Raw genomic sequence first — 19,656 nt, forward strand, 5'->3', positions numbered from 1 at the left:
CAAGAACCCGGCGTGCCGCCCCGAGGGTAAGGCGCCCTTAACCGATGTGGAACCCGCTGTCCACGGGCCGCCCCGCGCAGGCCGGGCGACCTGCGGCAGGCAAAAAAAGAGGGCCCCCGCGAACGGGGGCCCTCCAGGGAGTTTGGTATTCAATGCAGCTTACGCTGCGGTCGGCAGCGTCGTGGTCGGCGTGATCACGAAGTCCGTCGCTGCGAGCGTCGTGCCCGGATTGACCTGGGCGAAGAGAACCGCCGCAGTCGCACCAGCACCGTCCGAGTCGAAGAACACGCGGCCAGTTGCCTGATCGTACAGGATGGTAGCCTGGCTGCCGCTGGCAACCGTGCCGTTCTGGAACTCGGCGCCTTCAACGGTCGGACCGAAAGCGGTCGCCCCGCCAGTAGCCGCGAACGAAGTCTCCGAGAGGGAGATCTTGTCACCCTGCGCCGAGCTGAAGTCCGCGATCGTGTCGGCATTTGCGAGCGCGATGGTTCCGCCGAAGTGGAACGTGTCCGCCCCACCGAGACCGGTGAGATAGTCACGACCATCTGCACCAACCAGCACGTTGTTGCCGTTCGAGCCCGAGATCACGTTGTCGAGCGCGTTACCGACCAGCGTCAGCGTCGTGACATTGGCCTGATCAGCTGCGACCAGGTTCTCGACGTTGGTGCCCAGCACGAAGCTCGCGCTGGTGTAGACCGTGTCGTTACCTGCGCCTGCACCCTCGGTGACAACATCACCGGTAGCTGCGGCAGTCGTCGAGCCCTGGTAGTTCGAGTTGAAGACACGATAGGTGTCGTCACCCGCGCCGCCAACCAGCGTGTCACCCTTGCCCGCGCCGTCGAGACCGCCGCCGCCGTTCAGGATGTTGTTGCCCACGTTGCCATTGAGAGTCTGCACGCCGCTATTGCCGACGAGGTAGACGTCGCCGCTTGAGCCCGTAGCATTCACCGTAGCGACAGTCGCCGCGTTGGTGAGGGCGAAGCCGCCCGTCGTGCCGGTATAGTTCACGACGTTCGCGCCGACCGTATCCTGGATCACCACACCGTCGCTGCCGGCCGAGATGAAGTAGGTGTCGTTGCCGCCACCGCCGACCAGAAGATCGGCGCCGCCGCCGCCCCGGATCGTCTCATCGGCAACCGAGCCGTTGATGACCTGGGCATATTTGCTGCCGGTGATATCGATCACGCCATTGCTGAGGTTGATCGTGTCAACTTCGGAGTCGGCGTTGAGGACATAAGTCGTACCTGCCGCGAGGCCGGTGGCATCCTTAAAGCCAGCTGCAAAGTTCAGCGTGTCGAACAGGCCGCCACCGGAAGCCTCGATGACCACGTCGTTGGCCTGACGGACCGTGTAGGTGTCGTCTCCGCTAAGACCGATCAGCGTATCGCCCTTGCCGGCGTCCGCACCGGTGTTCAGAACACCGTCGAGCGTATTCTTGCCGAAGTTGCCGATCAGCGTGTTGGCATTCGCAGCACCGGTCAGATCGATTGCCGTGGTAGCGCCCTGGTCGGACGTCGAAAGCGTCTCAACGCCGCCACCAAGACCGCCGCCGAGAACCGTCCCGAGCGAGTAGGTCACGCTCGTGAAGATCGTGTCGTTCGCGCCGCCGGCATCCTTGGTGTTGTCGACAACGCCCGCTGTGCTGAACTGACCTTCCGAAACGATGTCGGTGGTCGCGTAGACACGATAGGTGTCGCTGCCTGCACCGCCGTACAGCGTGTCGGCATTGGTGGTGGCACCGCGATCCCCATTGAGGATGTCGTTGCCGCCGGCGCCGAAGATCGACTGCGACGCGTCGTTGCCGACCAGATAAACGCCATTCGAGGTGCCGTTATACGCGAGACGAGCACCTACCACGCCAGTGGTATCTGCTACCGCCATCGTCTCGATAAGCTGACCGTCCGCCAGGTTGAAGCCGCCGGTCTTGCCCTCGTAGAGCAGCACGTCGTTAGCGCTGGTGCCCGCCTTGCTGGTCTCGGTAACGGTCTCGCCGTCGACATCGACAACGAAGGCGTCGTTACCCGCATGACCGACGAGCGTGTCGATGCCTGCACCGCCGCTCAGCGTTGCCGCGGTCCCAGCAGCCAGGCCGGCTGCGGTCACAACCTGACCCTGGTTGTTGCCGGTGACGTTGTTCGTAGTGTCGGTCGCCTGAACGACTTCGATCGACGTATCTGCCATCGCCTTATTGCCGGCGGTGGTCAGGTTATAGGTGCCCAGGCCGGTGATGAAGGTCACCGTATCGAACCCACCGGTTTCCTGACTGATCACATCGAGCGTGTCACCGATCAGATAGGTGTCGTTGCCGTCGAGACCGATCAGCGTATCGACACCGCCGCCACCGTCAAGGGTGTTGGTGCCCATGTTGCCGACGACGCTCTGGCTGTCGGAACCGCCGGTGAGATAGATGCTCTCGGTGCCGCTCTGGTTCGATGCCGAAAGGCTATCAATGCCGGTCGTGCCGTTCGTCAGCAGCGAGTAGGTCGGAACTGCCTGACCCTGCTGGCCAAGATCGAACGCAGACACATAAACCGTGTCGATGCCCTTGGTGTCGCTGACGATGAAGTCGTTCGGGTTGCGGATGACATAGGTGTCGTTGCCGTCGAAGCCCTGGAGCGTATCGCCCTTGGTCGCATCGGTGTTGCGGCCGCCGTCGATAACGTTCTGACCGGCGTTGCCGTTGATGACAATGGCGAGATTGTTGCCGGTGAGATTGACGCCGACCGTCCCGGTCGAGTCCGCACCGGTGAATGCCTTGCCCGCGACCGGAGCCGGACCATACGACAGCGAGTCGACGCTGACATTTGCCAGGAGCGTGTAGCTGCTCGAAGAGATGACGGCGTCGGTCGTGCCGCCCGCGCCCGCTTCAGTGATCACATCGCCATCGCCATCGACATAATAGGTGTCGTTGCCTGCGCCGCCGACCAGAATGTCGCTGCCGGTGCCGCCGTCGAGCAGATCGTCGCCGTTGCCGCCCTCGATCGAGTCAGTGCCAGCCAGACCGTGCAGGCTGTCATTGCCGTCGTTGCCGAGGATCGTGTCGTCGGTCGCCGAACCGTCGATAGTGTCGTTGCCACCAGTACCTACATAAATAGCCATTTTGACCAAACTCCCTTGATGCCTTGCAGCCTAAACGAAAAAAGAGAACCGAGGGCGACGAACCTCGCCGCGGCTCTTAGGGGGTACGCCTATCGAATCGCCCATGCGATCTGAACGGAATACGCCGAAACGGTACGTCAAGGATGACGATCGCGCCACAAACTTGTCCCCCCGGGTAATCTTCTCCCTGAATTAAACCCGCTGGTGCTCTATCTCAGAGACAAGTTGATAGCAACCTTTTCCGCATGGCCCGATTGCATGATGCCGTTGCCTATCCGTGCCGACCGGCGGGCCGGCAAATTCGCATATTATACCTTCCCCTCATATCCTTAGTGTCGCAGCCCCGGGCGCGGCTGTTATTCGTTATCCACAAGCGACCCACTCGACCTGGGTTGGGACGATTGCTAGGCATCGCGCCCATGAGCTATAGCAAGTCCACTGCGCGCGCCCGCCCGGAGCCAACCCCAGCCGATCGCGCCAGCCGTCGCGCATTCTGGGTCCTGTCCGCGATGCTGGTCCTCGCGGCGCTCTTTGGCGGCGCCTCGCGCGCGGACGAGTCCGCGCAGGCAGTGGTGCGCGCCGGCATGGCGGCCTTGCTGGCGGTGCTGGTATTGGTTGGCCGTCCCGCCGAATGGCGCTCGCTGCGGCTGCCGCTTTTGTTCGTGGCCGTCCTGGCGCTCGTCATGGCGGCGATGCTCGTTCCCCTGCCGCCGCAGATGTGGACGGCGCTGCCGGGGCGGGCGCTGTTCGCGCAGGCGGCGCCGCTCGCAGGGCTGCCCCAGCCGTGGCGCCCGCTCGCAATCGCGCCGCCGCTGGGATATAACGCCTTGTTCGCGCTGATCCCGCCCGCCGCGGTCCTGATCGGGCTGGTCTTCCTGACCCCTGCCGATCGCCTCCGGCTTGCCGGGCCCGTGCTCGGACTGATCGTGGCCAGCGCGGTTCTTGGCGTCGCGCAAGTGAGCGGGGGCGCGGACAGCGCGCTGCGCTGGTATGCGGTGACCAACCGCGAATCCGGCGTGGGCTTCTTCGCCAATCGCAACCATCAGGCGCTCTTCCTGGCTGCCGGCTTCCCGATCCTGGCGCTGTGGGCCGGAAGCGGTGCGGATCGCTGGCTGACGCGCGAGCTGCGTGTCTGGCTGGCGGGCGGGTTCGGGCTGCTGCTGGTCGTGGCGCTGCTGACCACGGGATCGCGCGCCGGGCTGATCGTGGGAGCGATCGCGCTGGTTGGCACGATAGCCCTCCACGGCGCCGCGCTGCTCGCGATCCTGCGACGGATGGCGCCGCGGCTGCGCTGGATGGTCTTGGGCGGCGCCGTCGCCGGCGTCGTCGCGCTGACGGCCGTCGCGCTGGCGTCTCCGCAGGCGCGCTCGATCGTGCGGCTGTTTACCCTGAACATCGCCGACGACACGCGGGTGAAGGCATTGCCGACGCTGCAGCGGGTGTTCGGAACCTATTTCCCGTCGGGCACCGGCTTCGGCGGGTTCGAGCCGGCGTTCCGCGCCGCCGAGCCGGACGAGCTCCTAAGACTGACCTATCTGAACGAGGCGCATAACGATTATCTACAGCTGGCGATCGAGGGCGGTGCGGTGGGGCTCGCGCTGCTGGCGGCATTCATCGTCTGGTGGGGTATCGGCGCAGTGGCCGCGCTCCGCATGCGGGCGGGGCACGCGGCGATTGCGGAAGAGGCCATCGCTGCAGCGCGTGCAGGCGCCCTGGTCATCCTCCTCGTAATGGTGGCAAGTGCGGCCGACTATCCGATCCGGACGCCACTGATGATGGTGCTGACGGTAATCGCGGCGGCCTGGACGGTCCTGCCAAGGGCCTCCGTCGACACCGGAGTACCGCTTTACGACAGATGATCTTCTACGTATAGCGCGGCTAAGTTGCGATAGGGAAACTTCTAAATCAATGCGTTGTTTGGCTGCCGCGCTCGCGAGTGCGCTGATTCTCTCGGGATGCGCGGGTCCCCGCGTCTTGCCTGGCCCCGGCCTTCAGGTGGTTCGGACCGATGCGCTCCCGGTTCCAACGCGCGCTGACCTGGTCGCCGAGGATCGCGAGAGCCTGATCGGCCCCCTCGATACGATCGGGATCGATGTCTATGGCGTCAATGACCTTAGCCTGGAAACCCAGGTGGACCCAAGCGGCCGCATCTCGATGCCTCTGGTTGGTCTGATCGACGTGCGCGGCAAGACTTCGGTCGAAGTCGCGCAATATATCGAGTCGGCGTTGCTCAAATATATTCGCAAGCCGCAAGTCGCGGTAAATATCCGCAACTCGGTGAGTCAGGTCGTCACGGTGGACGGTTCGGTGGTCGAGCCGGGCCTCTATCCCGTCACTAACCAGATGACGCTGGTTCGCGCGATCGCCTCGGCGAAGGGCCTTTCCCAATTCGGCAAGGAGGAAGAGGTGGTGGTGCTACGCACCGTAAACGGCCAGCGTATGGCCGGCCTCTACAACCTCGGAGCGATCCGTCGCGGGGTGTATGCTGATCCTGCCATTTATGCGAATGACGTGGTGGTCGTCGGGGACTCGGCGTCGCGGCGCCTGTTCAGCAGTTTCATATCGCTGGCGCCGATCTTGACTGCACCGCTCGTCATCTTGCTTCAGAATTGAGTATTCAACGACCATGAACGACGTGAGCTTTGGTCCGGTTAAAAGATTCCGTGCAAGCGGATTGAATTCGGTTCCCGGCGAAGGGCATGAGCCCGAGCAGACGCCGTTTCTGCGCTATTACGGCCTGCTATTCTGGCGTTGGCGGCGAGTTCTGATCGGAATTATCGTCGGCTTCATGCTGCTGGGCCTTGTCGTCACGCTTCTGATGACTCCGCAGTATACGGCGACCGCGACGATCGAGATCTCTCGCGATTCGGCGAAAATCGTGAGCATGCAGGGCGTGGAGCAGGGCGCCAGCGACGCCGACATGGAATTCTACCAGACGCAATACGGACTGCTGCGCGCGCAATCGCTTGCCGAGCGTGTGGCGGACCGTCTCAAGCTCGCGGACGATCCCGGTTTCTTCGAGCTTTTCGGAGCCGACAAGGATGGCAAGCTGTTCAGCAACGCTGGCGGCAAGGCGGTTCCCGTCGCCGGGCGTGACGCTCGGTTGCGCGCCGCCGGAGCGGTCTTGCTGAAGCACCTTCGCATTTCGCCTACGCGGCAATCGCGCTTGGTGGATATCAGCTTCACCAGCCCGAGTGCCGCGCTGTCGCAGCGCGTGGCCAACGCCTGGGGGCAGAATTTCATCCAGGCAAATCTTGAACGTCGTTTCGACGCAAGTTCATATGCGCGCACCTTCCTGGAGAACCGGCTTGGTACCCTTCGCGTCAAGCTGAACGAGTCAGAGCGCGAACTTCAGAGCTATGCACAAGCGCAGCGGATCATCACGCTTCCCGGCGCCGGCAAGGACGGTTCCGAGCAATCGACCATCGCGTTCGACCTCGTCTCGCTAAACAGTGCCCTCACACAGGCGACTGCCGAGCGGATCGGGGCTCAGGCGCGGTTGGCCGCACTCGCCGGACGATCGAGCGAAGCGACCGAGGCCCTGACCAACAACGCCCTCAATCAGCTACGCGCCAAGCGCGCAGAGTTGGCCGCTGAGTATCAGCGTCTGCTGACACAGTTTCAGCCGGAATATCCGCAAGCGCAGGCGCAGGCCCGGCAGCTCCGGCAGCTCGACGCGAGCATCGCGCGCGAGGAGGCACGCGTCGGCGGCTCCGTTCAGGCGACGTATCGAGCGGCCGCGGAACGCGAGAAGGGGCTCCAGGAAAAAGTCAGCGCGCTCGAGGGCCAATTCCTGGACCAGCGCCGCCGCAGCATTCAGTATCGTGTGCTGCAACGCGAGGTGGATACCAACCGTCAGCTGTATGACGCGCTACTCCAGCGCTACAAGGAAATCGGCATCGCCGGAGGCGTCGGCACCAACAACGTCGCGATCGTTGATTTGGCTGGCCTGCCCTTCAGGCCGTCGAGCCCGCGACTGCTGCTTAACTTGCTGCTAGCGCTGCTCGCGGGCCTGGCCATCGGCACGGTCGTTGCATTCCTCCTCGATCAGAGCGACGAATCACTTGCTGACCCTGGCGAGGCGGAGCGGCTCATAGGCGTGCCGCTCCTTGGCAGCGTTCCGCGGGTGGAAGGTATTGAGCCGAGCGAGGCGCTTCTCGATCGCAAATCGGTGCTGGTAGACGCATATCTTGCGGTCCAGACGAGCCTGCAATTCTCCACCGAAGACGGCGTGCCCGCGTCGCTCGCCGTGACGAGCACCCGTCCGGGCGAAGGCAAGTCAACGACCGCACTTGCGCTCGCGACGTTGCTCGCACGCTCGGGCCGCAAGGTCGTGCTCGTCGACGGCGATATGCGTTCTCCTTCGGTCCATCACCTGATCGGCACCGGCCACGAGCGCGGCCTGAGCAATTATCTGTCTGGCAATGCTACGGCCGCCGAACTCCTCATATCGGTGCCGAAGTTCGGGTTCTCGGCAATCACAGCGGGCCCGATCCCGCCCAACGCGGCAGAGCTTCTCACCGGTACTCGTCTGGCTAAGCTGATCGAGGAACTCCGCAAGAGCTTCGATCATGTGGTGATCGACGCCCCGCCGGTAATGGGGTTGGCCGACGTTCCGTTGATTGCAGGCAATGTGGATGGCGTGATTTATGCGATCGAATCTCATGGCATTCGCCTGACCTTGGTGCGGACGGCGCTTCAGCGTCTGTCTGGCTCCGCGTCGCGGATCCTGGGTGCCGTCGTCACCAAGTTCGAGCCGAAGCGTGCGAACAAGGGATATGGTTATACCTATGGCTATGATTATGGCCAGGAACCGCAGCGAGGCCGTTCGAAGCGGTGAGATTTGAAAGAAGCCTCGTCGCTCGGGGGGGGATCGCGCTTGCCGCGCTTGCAGCCGCGATAGTAGCTGGTCCGGCAAGCCTATCACTGGCCTGGGCCCAGAAGCGACCGGCCGAAGCACTTCGGCTCGACCCGCGGCAGCCAGCGGCTTTAGCGCTCTCCGCGTATTCCGCGCTGTCGGACTCGGCGACCAAAGCCTCTTCACCGGCCACGAAGCGCGCCGAACGTGACGCGCTGAAGGCGCTATCGAGCGATCCGACAAATGTCACCGCGATCTCCAGCCTGGCGCTGGTCCGAGAACTTGACGGGCACCCTCGTGCCGCCGCCGGACTGATGCGCTATGCGGAGCGTCTGTCTCGCCGCGATCTCATCACGCAATTGTGGTGGATCGAGTATCTGTCGAGACAAGGCGATATCCCCGGCACGCTCAAGCACTATGACGTTGCGCTGCGGACTTCCAATCGCGCGCCATCGATCCTTTTTCCTATTCTCGTCACTGCGAGCGCGGATCCGGAGATAGGCTCGCCCCTCGCCGCTCTGGTCGCGCAGCGGCCAGTGTGGGCCGAGCAATTTGTGCAGCAGCTTGCGCAGAGCAGCCCCGATCCAGCGCCGGCTGCGCATTTGCTCGGTCGGATGGCGTCCTTGGGAGCGCCGGCCTCCGATCGCGCGCTCGTCACGGTCATCGACCGTCTGATCCAGGTGGGCCGTGGGGAGGCAGCATGGGCGCTCTACGCACGCTATCGGCCCGAGGCCGCACAAAGCCGGATCCGAGACGAGGATTTTTCTGCCGCGCCTTCGGAACCGACCGCGTTCGACTGGCAGCTTAGCCAAGAGGGTTTATCGGCCAGTGCGGATCGGACCGGCCTCCGCATTGATGCGTCTCCCGGTGGAGGGGGCGTGGCGGCCCGCCAGCTGCTCCGGCTCGTCGGCGTCCAACGGTTGCGCCTTGAGTACACATCCGACAATGCAGGCAGCGGGGCGGCGATCCCGACTTTAACGCTACGCTGTGTTGCGACGGGCGCGTCGATTAGCCCAACCGGGGGGGGGAGTTCGAGCCCGGAAACCCTGGTCTTTGCAATCCCGAGATCCTGCCCTCTTCAGATTCTCGAAGTGGTGCTGCAAGCGGCGGATTCGCCCGGCGGGGCCAGTGCGTTAGTACGATCCGTCAGGCTAGTCGATTGACCACCGCAACGCTTCGTTGGTCATCGCAGACGGCTGGCCTTTATCTGCCCGAGACCTTATAGAGCCCGATGTTTCTGGCAGATGTGCGCGAGAGGATGCGGGTAGCGTGAGAATGGCGTTTGAACTTCTGGTCGGCACGGCATTCTTGCTGACGGCCACAGGCGCGTTCGCACAGAGCAACGATCATCGCTTGCGTCGCCCTGGCGAACGCGTAGCAGCGCAAGGTTCCGAGACCAAAACGGAGGCTCGCACCCGTGCAGCCAATCGTCGCGCGCTGGGTATGCGCTTGGACGCAGCGGCGACGGACGCATTTGGGCGACCCGCTTTGCGACCAGATCGGCGGCTTAATTCGCGGATCGGCAACCGCCTCGACACACGCGTCTCCCGTCGGATCGGGGGCGAGGGCGACTATGGAACGACCTACCAGACGTCTCCTGTCCGGCCGCGCTAGCCCAGTTCCGAACACGATGCTTGCTGACAGGGTAATGGATTCCGCGCGCGCGGAGGTTTGCCGTGTTACACTCGGTCCGAATGCCCAGACCAGGGACTGGATTTGCTTGTGGTGAAGGTGAACGCGCGCAAGTCATTTTGGTCCTGGTCGATCATTCAGTTGGGCGGCTGCTTGCTCCTTGCGGCAGTGTTGCCTTTTTTAATCCGGTCTCTGAGCATCGACGCGGATGCCATGGTCACGCTGCAACAGACGTTCGTCGGCTGCGTGCTGGCGATCCTAGTCAGCATATGGTTGCTTCGGAACGTCACGACGTACCCCGGGGTCGAAACGAGCTCCTATATCCTACCGTCGGTCACGATTTCATATTTCGCATTGCTGATGGTCTTCGTCTTTGGCCGTATCGAATATAATCGCCTGACCTTGCTTCTCGCGTTCGGCATAAGTTTGGTGTGGCTATTTTATGTCAACCTCCTGAGTCAGCGAGGCCAGATGCTCCGCGTCGGCCTTATTGACTTGTCGGAGGCGCTCCAGCCGCCTGAGCTTCCGTCGGTCGAGTGGGTCAAAGTCGCGGACAGCAAGTCTGGCTGGCGGGATTTGGATGCAGTCGCCATCGACTTGCGGACCGACGTTCCCGACGAGTGGGATCGGGCGCTGGCCAATATGGCCCTCGCAGGCGTGCCGGTCTTTCATTTGAAGCATCTCGTCGAATCTCTGACCGGCCGGGTCGAGCTGGAGCATCTCTCCGAAAACAGCTTCGGCTCCCTGATTCCGCTCTCGGCCTATCAGTCTATCAAATATTCGGTCGATTGGCTGGTGGCAGCGGTGGCAATCATTGTCCTCATCCCCGTTCTGGCGGCGATTGCGATCGCGGTGCGGCTATCCTCGCCGGGTCCGGTCATTTTTCGGCAAATGCGAATCGGATATCGCGGCGTACCCTTCACCGTCTTCAAGTTTCGAACAATGACGATCGCGTCGGAGGAGGCGGTCGATCGCGATGCGGCGATGACGCGCAACAATGACTCGCGCGTCACTGATCTCGGCCGCTTCCTCCGGCAGACACGGCTCGACGAGCTGCCGCAGATCCTCAATATCCTGCGGGGCGAAATGAGCTGGATCGGACCACGTCCCGAGGCCCAGGTGCTCTCGCGATGGTATGAGGACGAAATTCCCTTCTATCGCTACCGCCACATCGTCCGGCCCGGCATTACCGGTTGGGCACAGGTGTGCCAGGGGCATGTTGCCGAAGTGCACGAGGTCCGCAGCAAGCTCCATTACGACTTCTATTATATCAAGAACTTCTCTCCGTGGATCGACATCCTCATCGTGGCGCGGACGGTCCGCACCGTGCTGACAGGCTTTGGTTCACGGTGAGCGCCGCCACTCTCGTGCGTCACTGGAACTATGCACCGTCGCGCCCGCCCATGATTGTGCGTCTGTCACGATGGAAATCACGGCTCCTCGGCCGCGTGCCCCCTCCCCGCAGCGAGGCGATTCGCCCTGTGACGCCGAGGGGGCGCTGGAACGGACTTTTCCTGTACGCCCCGGAGGGCAGGCTGACCCCGGCACAGCTTTTTTCGCTGGATCGCCTGTCCGAACTCCCCGGGCGTTGCGCCGTTATTTGCGCGACTCCGCGTCCGCAAGCCGTGCCGCTCGCGCTGCTCGACAAGGCGGACGCACTATATTGGAAGGGGCTCGTGGGATTCGACTTCTCCGCCTATGCGCTTCTGCTCGATGAGATCGTGCTTAAGTCACCGGGCGCCGACGTCTATCTTCAGAATGACTCGGTGCTGGGGCCATTCGGCGATTTGGAGGTGCTGATCGCGTCGATGCCTTGGCGCGTCAGCGGCTTCATGGCGAGTTCCGGTGCCCAAAATCATCTCCAAAGCTATGCGCTATTCTTCCGACGGGTCGATCCGGCGCTGATGTCGGGCTTGTCCGCCATCTTCTCGAAGCGCTGGGCCTATGACCGGTATCGCGACGTCGTGAATCTGCAGGAGACCCGGATGGCGAGCGTCGCTGCGCGGCATGCGAGCGTCGGCGCCGCTTGGTATGCCCCGTGCGTGCATGAGGATGCGCCGTCGCTCAGCGCAATAATCCGGCACAAGTTCGGCATTGCCGACGCATCGCCGCGCCGCACGCGCGACCCCTCCTTGTGCGATGTCGAGGACTTGCTGGCGCAGGGCTTCCCGTTCCTCAAACGCTCGCTGTTCACGCGCAATGTCGACCTCAACCCGCGCGCGCCGCTCGACGCATTTTTGGCGCAGCAAGGGCATCCACCGATGGACGCCACGTGATGGCGGGCACCGTCGACATCGTCATCGTCAACTGGAATGCGGGTGTGCTGCTCGCGGCATGCCTGGATTCGCTTGCCGCCGCGGATCGATCGGTGATCGCCCGGATAGTGGTCGTCGACAATGGCTCGATCGACGGATCGGCCGATCTGGAGATGCCCGGCCTACCCCTGCAGATCATCCGGACAGGCGAAAATCTCGGCTTTGGCCGCGCGTGCAATTTGGGAGCTGCGCAGGGCGACTCCGACTATATCCTATTGCTCAACCCCGATACCGAAGTCGATCGCGACGCGATTTCCACGGCGGCCGCCTATCTCGACGATCCGCGGCACGCGGATATCGGCGTCGTCGGCATTCGCCTGGTCGACCGACAGGGTATGGCGCAGCGGCATTGCGCACGCTTTCCGACTCCCCGCACCTTCCTCGCCGAATCGTTGGGGCTCACCCATCTCTTTCCGCAACGGTTCAAACCGATGCTGATGCTAGATTTCGACCATCTGAAAACGCGGGACGTCGATCATGTGATGGGCGCCTTCTACTGCATCCGCCGAAGCCTGTTCGAAACGCTTGGCGGGTTTGATCCGGCCTATTTCGTCTATCTCGAGGATCTCGACTTGTCGCGCCGTGTGACTCGAACTGGCGCGCGCATCCGCTATTTGGCGCAACCCCGAGCCTTTCATCACCAGGGCGGAACGTCGGAACAGATCAAGGCGCGACGTCTCCATTATTCGCTCGCCGGCAAGCTCACTTATGCACGCAAGCATTTCGGACGAGGCGGCGCTGCCGCCGCCTGGATAGCTGTTCTGCTGATCGAGCCGTTCACGCGCAGCGGACTGGCGCTCAAGCGTAGATCGTTTGCGGAACTCAGGGAGACATGGCAGGGAATCCTCATGCTCTATCGCGCACTTCCCGCCCTGCTGCGGTCCAGCCGACCGACGCAGGCTGCACTGTGAACCCGGCAACGAATCTGCGATTCAACGCTCCGGAACCACGCCGGGGCGGAGGCTTCCTGGCGCTCGCGACACGCTGCTTTCTGATTCTGACCCTCCTTGTATGCGTAGTTGTCCCCCACTCGTTTCAAGTGCCCACCGCCGCGCTGCTGATCGTCACCGCAGGCTTCGCAATGCTCGGAATCCGTCAATCGGAATGGTTCGGAAGGATGTTGCTTCTATATTGCGCCGGCACTGCCATCACCGTCCTCTATCTGTTCATCGGCTATCTGAATGGTGCGCCGAACGATGCGATCATTCAGGTAACGCTAGTCTATATCGTCGCGCCAATCGTCTGGATCCTGATCGGTACTTCGGCAGCCCAGAGGTTCGGCGAAGACTGGATCGTATGGTGGCTGGTAATCCTGACTTGGCTGGCGCTGCTTAGTATCGTCCTGTTTTTCTTCGCGTTCCTCACGTTGGGCCCTTCCTCGGTACAATTTTTGACCGAGGACGCGAACGTCAATGTCAAAGGCGGATTCGCCGGGGCGACAATGCTTGTCTATGGCTCATTGATCTTCCTTGCGGGCGGCTTTTTCGCGTCTCCAAAGGTGCTACGGTGGCGCATCGCGGGTTTGGTGATGCCAGCGGCGCTGATCGTCGGGGCGATCACGTCAGGCCGCTCGGCCTATATCATCGCCATTCCGATCGGCTATGCTATAGGTATCGCGCTCCGCCCCGGCTTGTCGGAGGAGGCGCGGGCGCAAGGTGGCGGTATCGGCTTGCTGCCGACAATTGGCATGCTAATCGCCGGCATCGGCGGCGTGGTCGCGCTGAACTCTCTTTTTACGCAAATCGATCTCAACCTAATCGTCAACCTTTTCTGGGGCAAGCTCACGAGCGGCGGCGGCGATCTGCGGGTCGAGCAGGCGGACGCCTTGTGGGCCGGAATCGAACAATCCTATGGCCTGGGTATGGGCCACGGCGTTGGAGTTCGATACCTGCGCAGCGACGCATTTCCCTGGCGCTACGAATTGCTTCCACTCGCTTCGGTTCTTCGCGTCGGGATTGTTGGGACGATCATATATGCGCTCCCCTTCCTCGCTTATGCCGGGCTGCTGGTGCGTCGATTTACGGCGCAGAGCCTCTCGCTCGCAGATGTCTACATGGCCGGAGGATTGGTGGCGGCGCTCGTAGCGACCTTCACTAATCCGTACATGGAGTCGTTCATCTTTCAGTGGATGTATTTTCTTCCCGTCGTGGCGCTCGGCATGAGCAGCATGGACCGCAATCCGCTTTCGCCGGCTTCCAGACCGGCCGCGGCTGCAGCGGGCGGGGATCAGGGAGGGCACGTAACCGTGCATAGTGTCGCTTGAGCAGCAACGGATCGCCGATTTTTGTGACGGGCGCGGCAGGCTATATCGGCTCGCGTTTGGTGCATCGTCTGGTGAGGGACGGATACGCAGTGCGCGCGCTCGATCGCGCATCGGCACCCAACCTTCCCCGTGACGTTCAGTTCATCCAGGCGGACCTTCTCGATCCGGATGCCTATGTCGATGCGCTGCGTGGATGCCGCGCGATCTTCCATCTCGCCGCTGCGAAGGGCGATTGGGGCATCACCGATGAGGAATATGCGCGCGACAACGTCGATGCGACTGCGGCACTGATCGGCGCTGCCAAGGATGCCGGCGTCGACCATTGGCTCTTCTACAGCACCGTTTCCGTCCTCGGCCCCAGCGATAAGCCGCTACCGGAGGAGACGCCGCACGCCCCCGCAAATGCCTACGGCGCGACGAAGGCGCAATGCGAGGTGCTGTTCGACGAGCTTATCGAAAGGCGTCCGGAGACGCGCGTCCTGACCATCCGGCCGTCGGTGGTGTTCGGACCTGAAAACCCGTGGAACACCAATATCTATCGCCTGATCGATGCTGTCACCCGTCGCCGCTTCGTGATGATCGGCGACGGACACCAGATCAAGACGACATCGTTCATCGATAATCTTATCGACGCGACCATGCACCTCTATGATCGGTGGCGTAACGGGCCGATGGAGCCGCCCCAGGATATCTATCATTGCATCGACGAGCCGGTGATCAGCGTCGGGCAATTGGTCGCGCATATTCACCAGCAGCTGGGCGCGAAGGCCTCGCCGAAGCTGCCGCTCTGGCTTGCGGCACCCTTGGCCAGCGTCGGAGATGTCACGGCCAAGCTAACGGGCATCGATCTTCCGATCACGGGCGCGCGGGTGCGCAAGTTTTGCACGCCGACGCTGTTCAGCGCGGCCAAGCTTGCCTCGACGGGATTCAAACCACGCGTTTCGATCGAGCAGGGCGTTGATCAGACGATCGCGTGGCACCGCGAGATGCTGGAGAAGAAGGCGAGCTAGGTCTTCTTATCAACCTCTCCGGCGAGCAATGCGTCCAGCTTGCGGCGCGAGCCCCAGAAAGCCAGCGGCTCGTGCGACGGATAGGGATAGTGGCCAAGGTCAAGCGCAATATCAGTCCCGCGTTCCGCCAACCAGCCCTCGACTAAGCGCCGCACCGCGATCGGGTCGCCGCTGCAGACGTTGACGACCCCAGCGCCTCGCTTGAGCTGCGCCAGCCGAACCAAAATGTCCGCGACGTCGCCGATCGGCAGATAGTCGCGCAGCTGCTCGCCCAATGACATCGCGAAGCGCTTGTCCAGCCGCTCAATCGCAGCCATCAGCAGCGGATAGAGCGAGTTTGCCCCCTGGCCTTCGCCCCACATGTAGAAAAGCCGAGCCCAGGTCAGGTCGAAACGACGCTCTTGCCGGAGAATTTCGAGCTGGCCGAGCAGCGTCGTCTTGGCCAGCGCATAGGCATTTTCCGGCGCAGGCAGCAGGTCCTCGGTCAGCTCGCCGTTGCGCATGCCATATTCGTAGCAGGTGCCCGTCACCAGCACGCGAGCAGTGCCGGCGGCGGTCATCGCCTCGATGAAGCGATAATGTGCCGGCAGCTCGACCTCGAAATGATGCCGCGACAGATAATTGGGCAGCCCACCCCAAGCCAGGTGCACGAGCGTGTCCGGGCGACCGAGCCGCTCATACGCACCGTCGGCATCGTGCACATCGAGCGCTACGGCGCGAACATTCGGCCCCCAAGCCGCATCGCCTGCGCCGCCGCGCGACGTGGCGACGATCTCCCCAGTATCCTGCTTGGACAGCGCCGCGATGACGTGACGGCCGATAAAGCCACTCGCGCCAACGACGGCGATCGTCACGCGACGCTCAGCGACGGCACCGCCGTCACGATGCGACCGCCCCACTCCCGCACATATGCGAGCTGCCGATCCAGCTCGTCGCGCAGATTCCAGGGGAGGATCAGGACATAATCGGGTCGATCCCGGCGCAGACAGTCTTCGCCGACGATCGGGATCCGGCTGCCAGGCATATATTTGCCCGCCTTGGCCGGATTGCGATCGACGACATAGGGCAGGAGGAAGGGCCTTACCCCCGCGAAGTTCAGCAGGGTATTGCCCTTCGCAGCGGCGCCGTATGCGGCGATGGTCTTGCCCGCGCTGCGCGCCTCGGTGAGAAAGACCAGAAGGTCAGCGGCAATCGTCTCCGCTTGCGACTGCAGCTGGGTGTAATAATCGGGCGTCTCGACGCCCTTTTCGCGCTCGACCGCCAACAGCGCGCCCACGCTGGCTTCGATCGCACGCACGCCGCTGTCGCTGCGCTGGGCATAGACGCGCAGACTGCCGCCGTGCGTCGGGATCTGTTCGACGTCGAACACGGTCAGGCCGTTCGCCGCAAAGATGCGCCGCACCGTCGTCAGTGACAGATAGGAATAATGTTCGTGATAGATGGTGTCGAACTGCGCGCCGTCGATTAGCGAGAGCAGATGCGGAAATTCGAAAGTCGCTACGCCTGCCGGCTTCAGCAGCGTCGCGAATCCGGACACGAAATCGTTGATGTCGGGAACATGGGCGAGCACGTTATTCGCGGCCGTCAGATCGGCCGAGCGCCCCTCCGCCGCCAACTGCTCCGCCAGCGCCGTGCCGAAGAATTCCTCGAGAACCTCGATGCCCTTCTCCCGGGCCGCCACGGCGGTGCTGTGCGTCGGCTCCACGCCCAGCGTAGGGATCCCGCGGGCTTTTGCATATTGCAGCAGGTAGCCGTCATTCGACGCCACTTCGACGATCAGCGATTTCTCGCCGAGGTCAAAGCGTTCGGCCATTGCCTCCACATAGCGCCGCGAATGGTCGAGCCAGCTTTCGGAGACCGAGCTGAAATAGGCATAGTCCGCCGAGAAGAATTCGCTGCGATCGGCGAAATCCTCGGTCTGGACGAGCCAGCAGTTGGTGCAAGTCAGCACTCGCAGCGGATACCAGCGCTCCGGCGCGGACAGGGTCTCGGTCGTCACATAGGAATTGGACGGCGGAGATGTTCCAAGATCGATCAACTGTAGATCGACCGGGGCATGGCAATGTCGGCAGTTCACGAATCAATTCCTGGAAAATCGGCCGCGAGCGGCGCAAAGCCGCGGTCGCGATCGGACATGGTGAGGATGGGCAGCGGCCAGGTAATGCCGAGCGCCGGATCCAGCGCATTCACGCCGCCTTCGTGCTCGGCGTCATAGGCGGCCGTATGAAAATAGATCAACTCGCAATCATCCTCGAGCGTCTGGAAGCCATGCGCGAACCCCTTGGGGATCAGCATCGCGCGCCGATTCTCCGCCGACAGCGTCTCGCCATGCCAATGCCCAAGCGTCGTGGAGCCGCGTCGCAGGTCCAGCGCGACGTCGAAGACGCTCCCCCGGATCACCGAGACGAACTTGTCCTCGGCGGAGGGCGCGGTTTGATAATGCATGCCGCGCAGAGTGCCGCGCTGGCGCGTCAGCGTATGGTTGACGTCGACGATCCGGTCGGTGAAGCCCAGTTCCTCCCAAGCCTCGATGGAATAGAGCCGCGAGAGGAATCCGCGATCATCGCCGCGCTGCCGCCGCTCGACCACCGCTAGCGGCGGCAGGTTGGTCACGGTGATGAGGAACCGGCCATCGCGCGTCTCAGCCACGCGGCCCCCCATAGGCATCGATCTGGGCCAGGGTAACGTCGAGCACGTTCCGACCGTCGCGCCACGCACGATGCCATTCCACCGTGCGAGCGAGCGCCTCGTCCAGCGACCAGCGCGATTGCCAGCCCAGAAGCGCGCGGGCGCGTGAACTGTCGAGCTTGAGCAAGCCCGCCTCGTGCGCACTGTCGGCGCCGTCCTGTCGCCAGGTGTACCCGGGCAGAAGCGCCGCCAGCCGATCCTGGATATAGCCGACCGGCTGGTTATCGGTATCGGCCGGTCCGAAATTCCACGCGGCTACGGCCTCCGCGGGCCGGCTGACCAACGCCTCGGCCAACATGAGATAGCCGCACACCGGCTCCAGCACGTGCTGCCAGGGCCGCACCGCCCCCGGCCGCCGGATCAGCGTCGTGCGGCCGTCGTCCCAGGCCGCGATGCTGTCGGGTATCAGGCGGTCGAGCGCCCAGTCCCCGCCACCGATGACGTTCCCGGCTCGCGCCGTAGCGATGGCGACGTCGCATTCCCGTGCGAAGGACGAGCGATAGGCAGCGGTGACGATCTCGGCACAGGCCTTGCTCGCCGAATAGGGGTCATGCCCACCGAGCGGGTCGTTCTCGCGATAGCTCCACTGCCATTCGCGATTCTCATAGCATTTGTCGGTGGTGACGCTGACGATCGCGCGCAGGTCCGGCACCTGCCGCGCCGCCTCGAGCACGTTGACGGTCCCCATCACGTTCGTCTCGAACGTTTCGACCGGCTGTGCGTATGACAATCGGACGAGCGGCTGCGCCGCCATGTGGAGGATAATCTCGGGCGCGGCTTCGATCATCGCCGCGCGCAGCGTCGCGGCGTCGCGGATGTCGCCGACATGGTGCGCCTCAACGAGCGTCTCGACGCCCGCCGCGTCGAACATGTTCGGGTTCGTCGGCGGCGCGAGCGCATAGCCGGTGACCTGCGCACCCAAGCGGTGCAGCCAGATCGAGGTCCAGCTGCCCTTGAACCCGGTGTGTCCGGTTAGGAACACGCGCCGACCGTTCCAAAAGGATGCCGACGGCAAGCTCACCATATCTTCCAGGGGGCCTTGCCGGCTGCCCACATCGTTTCGAGCTGTTGCTTGTCGCGCAGCGTGTCCATGGGCTGCCAGAAACCATGATGCTGGAATGCCATCAGCTCGCCCGAAGTGGCCAGCGCGCGCAGTGGCTCCTGCTCCCACACCGTCGTGTCGTCTTCGATCAGCGACAGGACCTTGGGCGACAGCACGAAGAAGCCGCCGTTGATCATGCCGCCGTCGCCGCGCGGCTTTTCCAGGAAGTCGCGGACCTGGTCGCCCTGAATATCCACGGCACCGAAGCGCGCGGGCGGATAGGTGGTGGTAAGCGTCGCATTCTTGCCGTGGGCGCGGTGGAATGCCAGCGACGCGCTGATGTCGACATCGCCGACACCGTCGCCATAGGTCAGGAAGAAGGCTTCCTCGTCCCTCACATGCTCGGCCACCCGGAGCAGTCGGCCACCGGTCATCGACGCGTCGCCGGTGTCGACGAGCGTCACTGACCATTGTTCGGCACGGCGCTCGTGCACCGTCATGCTGTTGGTCCGCATGTCGAAGGTGACGTCCGACATGTGCAGGAAGTAGTTCGCGAAATACTCCTTGATCACATAGCCTTTGTATCCGCAGCAGATCACGAAGTCGTTCACGCCGTGCGCGGCATAGATCTTCATGATGTGCCACAGGATCGGGCGCCCGCCGATCTCGACCATCGGCTTGGGACGCACGGAGGTTTCCTCGGCGAACCGCGTTCCCAGACCTCCGGCAAGAATGACCGCCTTCAACAC

15 protein-coding genes are annotated in these 19,656 nt (G+C 63.1%); 9 read left to right on the forward strand and 6 right to left on the reverse strand.

What is annotated here, in order from left to right; translation table 11 throughout:
* Positions 1–159: 159 nt before the first annotated feature.
* Positions 160–3,099 carry a calcium-binding protein gene (locus tag OKW87_RS11015; RefSeq protein WP_265539453.1) on the reverse strand — a complete coding sequence of 980 codons (2,940 nt, stop codon included), beginning with the start codon at positions 3,097–3,099 and terminating at the stop codon, positions 160–162.
* 419 nt (positions 3,100–3,518) lie between these two features.
* On the opposite strand from OKW87_RS11015, the gene OKW87_RS11020 reads away from it, so the two are divergent.
* The 9 genes from OKW87_RS11020 (at position 3,519) to OKW87_RS11060 (ending at position 15,177) form a co-directional block, all read left to right on the forward strand.
* Entirely contained in the window at positions 3,519–4,958 is a 1,440-nt protein-coding gene (locus tag OKW87_RS11020) for an O-antigen ligase family protein (protein WP_265539455.1), read from the forward strand.
* A gap of 136 nt (positions 4,959–5,094) precedes the next feature.
* A complete protein-coding gene (locus OKW87_RS11025) occupies positions 5,095–5,712 on the forward strand; it encodes a polysaccharide biosynthesis/export family protein (RefSeq protein WP_265539457.1) in 618 nt (205 codons plus the stop codon).
* Positions 5,713–5,725: 13 nt separating this feature from the next.
* Positions 5,726–7,939, forward strand: coding sequence for a GumC family protein (locus OKW87_RS11030; RefSeq protein WP_265539458.1), 2,214 nt, complete (start codon positions 5,726–5,728; stop codon positions 7,937–7,939).
* The gene (locus OKW87_RS11035; protein ID WP_265539460.1) at positions 7,936–9,120 is read left to right on the forward strand and encodes a tetratricopeptide repeat protein; all 1,185 of its coding nucleotides are present in this window, start codon (positions 7,936–7,938) and stop codon (positions 9,118–9,120) included. Before OKW87_RS11030 ends, OKW87_RS11035 begins: the two co-directional genes overlap by 4 nt.
* A gap of 568 nt (positions 9,121–9,688) precedes the next feature.
* Positions 9,689–10,942, forward strand: coding sequence for a sugar transferase (locus tag OKW87_RS11040; RefSeq protein ID WP_265539462.1), 1,254 nt, complete (start codon positions 9,689–9,691; stop codon positions 10,940–10,942).
* Positions 10,943–11,214: 272 nt separating this feature from the next.
* Entirely contained in the window at positions 11,215–11,865 is a 651-nt protein-coding gene (locus tag OKW87_RS11045) for a hypothetical protein (protein WP_265539464.1), read from the forward strand.
* Positions 11,865–12,815 (forward strand): glycosyltransferase family 2 protein, encoded by a 951-nt coding sequence (locus tag OKW87_RS11050; protein WP_265539466.1) that lies wholly within the window; start codon positions 11,865–11,867, stop codon positions 12,813–12,815. The genes OKW87_RS11045 and OKW87_RS11050 overlap by 1 nt, the downstream gene beginning before the upstream one ends.
* A gap of 128 nt (positions 12,816–12,943) precedes the next feature.
* The gene (locus OKW87_RS11055; RefSeq protein ID WP_265539468.1) at positions 12,944–14,167 is read left to right on the forward strand and encodes a hypothetical protein; all 1,224 of its coding nucleotides are present in this window, start codon (positions 12,944–12,946) and stop codon (positions 14,165–14,167) included.
* A gap of 23 nt (positions 14,168–14,190) precedes the next feature.
* Positions 14,191–15,177 (forward strand): NAD-dependent epimerase/dehydratase family protein, encoded by a 987-nt coding sequence (locus tag OKW87_RS11060; RefSeq protein ID WP_265539470.1) that lies wholly within the window; start codon positions 14,191–14,193, stop codon positions 15,175–15,177.
* Here the strand turns inward: OKW87_RS11060 and OKW87_RS11065 are convergent.
* Genes OKW87_RS11065 through rfbF form a run of 5 tightly spaced genes read right to left on the reverse strand, consistent with a single transcriptional unit; the run spans position 15,174 to position 19,656 of the window.
* Positions 15,174–16,031, reverse strand: a complete 858-nt coding sequence (locus OKW87_RS11065) for an NAD-dependent epimerase/dehydratase family protein (RefSeq protein WP_265539471.1) — start codon at positions 16,029–16,031, stop codon at positions 15,174–15,176. The genes OKW87_RS11060 and OKW87_RS11065 overlap by 4 nt on opposite strands.
* Complete coding sequence (locus OKW87_RS11070; protein WP_265539473.1) at positions 16,028–17,254, reverse strand: class I SAM-dependent methyltransferase; 1,227 nt, start codon at positions 17,252–17,254, stop codon at positions 16,028–16,030. The genes OKW87_RS11065 and OKW87_RS11070 overlap by 4 nt, the downstream gene beginning before the upstream one ends.
* Positions 17,251–17,826, reverse strand: a complete 576-nt coding sequence (gene rfbC / locus OKW87_RS11075; RefSeq protein ID WP_265539474.1) for a dTDP-4-dehydrorhamnose 3,5-epimerase — start codon at positions 17,824–17,826, stop codon at positions 17,251–17,253. The genes OKW87_RS11070 and rfbC overlap by 4 nt, the downstream gene beginning before the upstream one ends.
* A complete protein-coding gene (gene rfbG / locus OKW87_RS11080; protein ID WP_265539476.1) occupies positions 17,819–18,889 on the reverse strand; it encodes a CDP-glucose 4,6-dehydratase in 1,071 nt (356 codons plus the stop codon). The genes rfbC and rfbG overlap by 8 nt, the downstream gene beginning before the upstream one ends.
* The gene (gene rfbF / locus OKW87_RS11085) at positions 18,883–19,656 is read right to left on the reverse strand and encodes a glucose-1-phosphate cytidylyltransferase (protein WP_443025103.1); all 774 of its coding nucleotides are present in this window, start codon (positions 19,654–19,656) and stop codon (positions 18,883–18,885) included. The genes rfbG and rfbF overlap by 7 nt, the downstream gene beginning before the upstream one ends.

The organism is Sphingomonas sp. M1-B02 (genome assembly GCF_026167525.1).
Taxonomy (GTDB): Bacteria; Pseudomonadota; Alphaproteobacteria; order Sphingomonadales; family Sphingomonadaceae; genus Sphingomonas.

Bases quoted from the DNA above. Each gene is read 5' to 3' on its own strand.
- OKW87_RS11015 (WP_265539453.1), bottom strand. From the start codon at position 3,099: ATGGCTATTTATGTAGGTACTGGTGGCAACGACACTATCGACGGTTCG.
- OKW87_RS11020 (WP_265539455.1), top strand. From the start codon at position 3,519: ATGAGCTATAGCAAGTCCACTGCGCGCGCCCGCCCGGAGCCAACCCCA.
- OKW87_RS11030 (WP_265539458.1), top strand. From the start codon at position 5,726: ATGAACGACGTGAGCTTTGGTCCGGTTAAAAGATTCCGTGCAAGCGGA.
- OKW87_RS11050 (WP_265539466.1), top strand. From the start codon at position 11,865: ATGGCGGGCACCGTCGACATCGTCATCGTCAACTGGAATGCGGGTGTG.
- rfbG (WP_265539476.1), bottom strand. From the start codon at position 18,889: ATGGTGAGCTTGCCGTCGGCATCCTTTTGGAACGGTCGGCGCGTGTTC.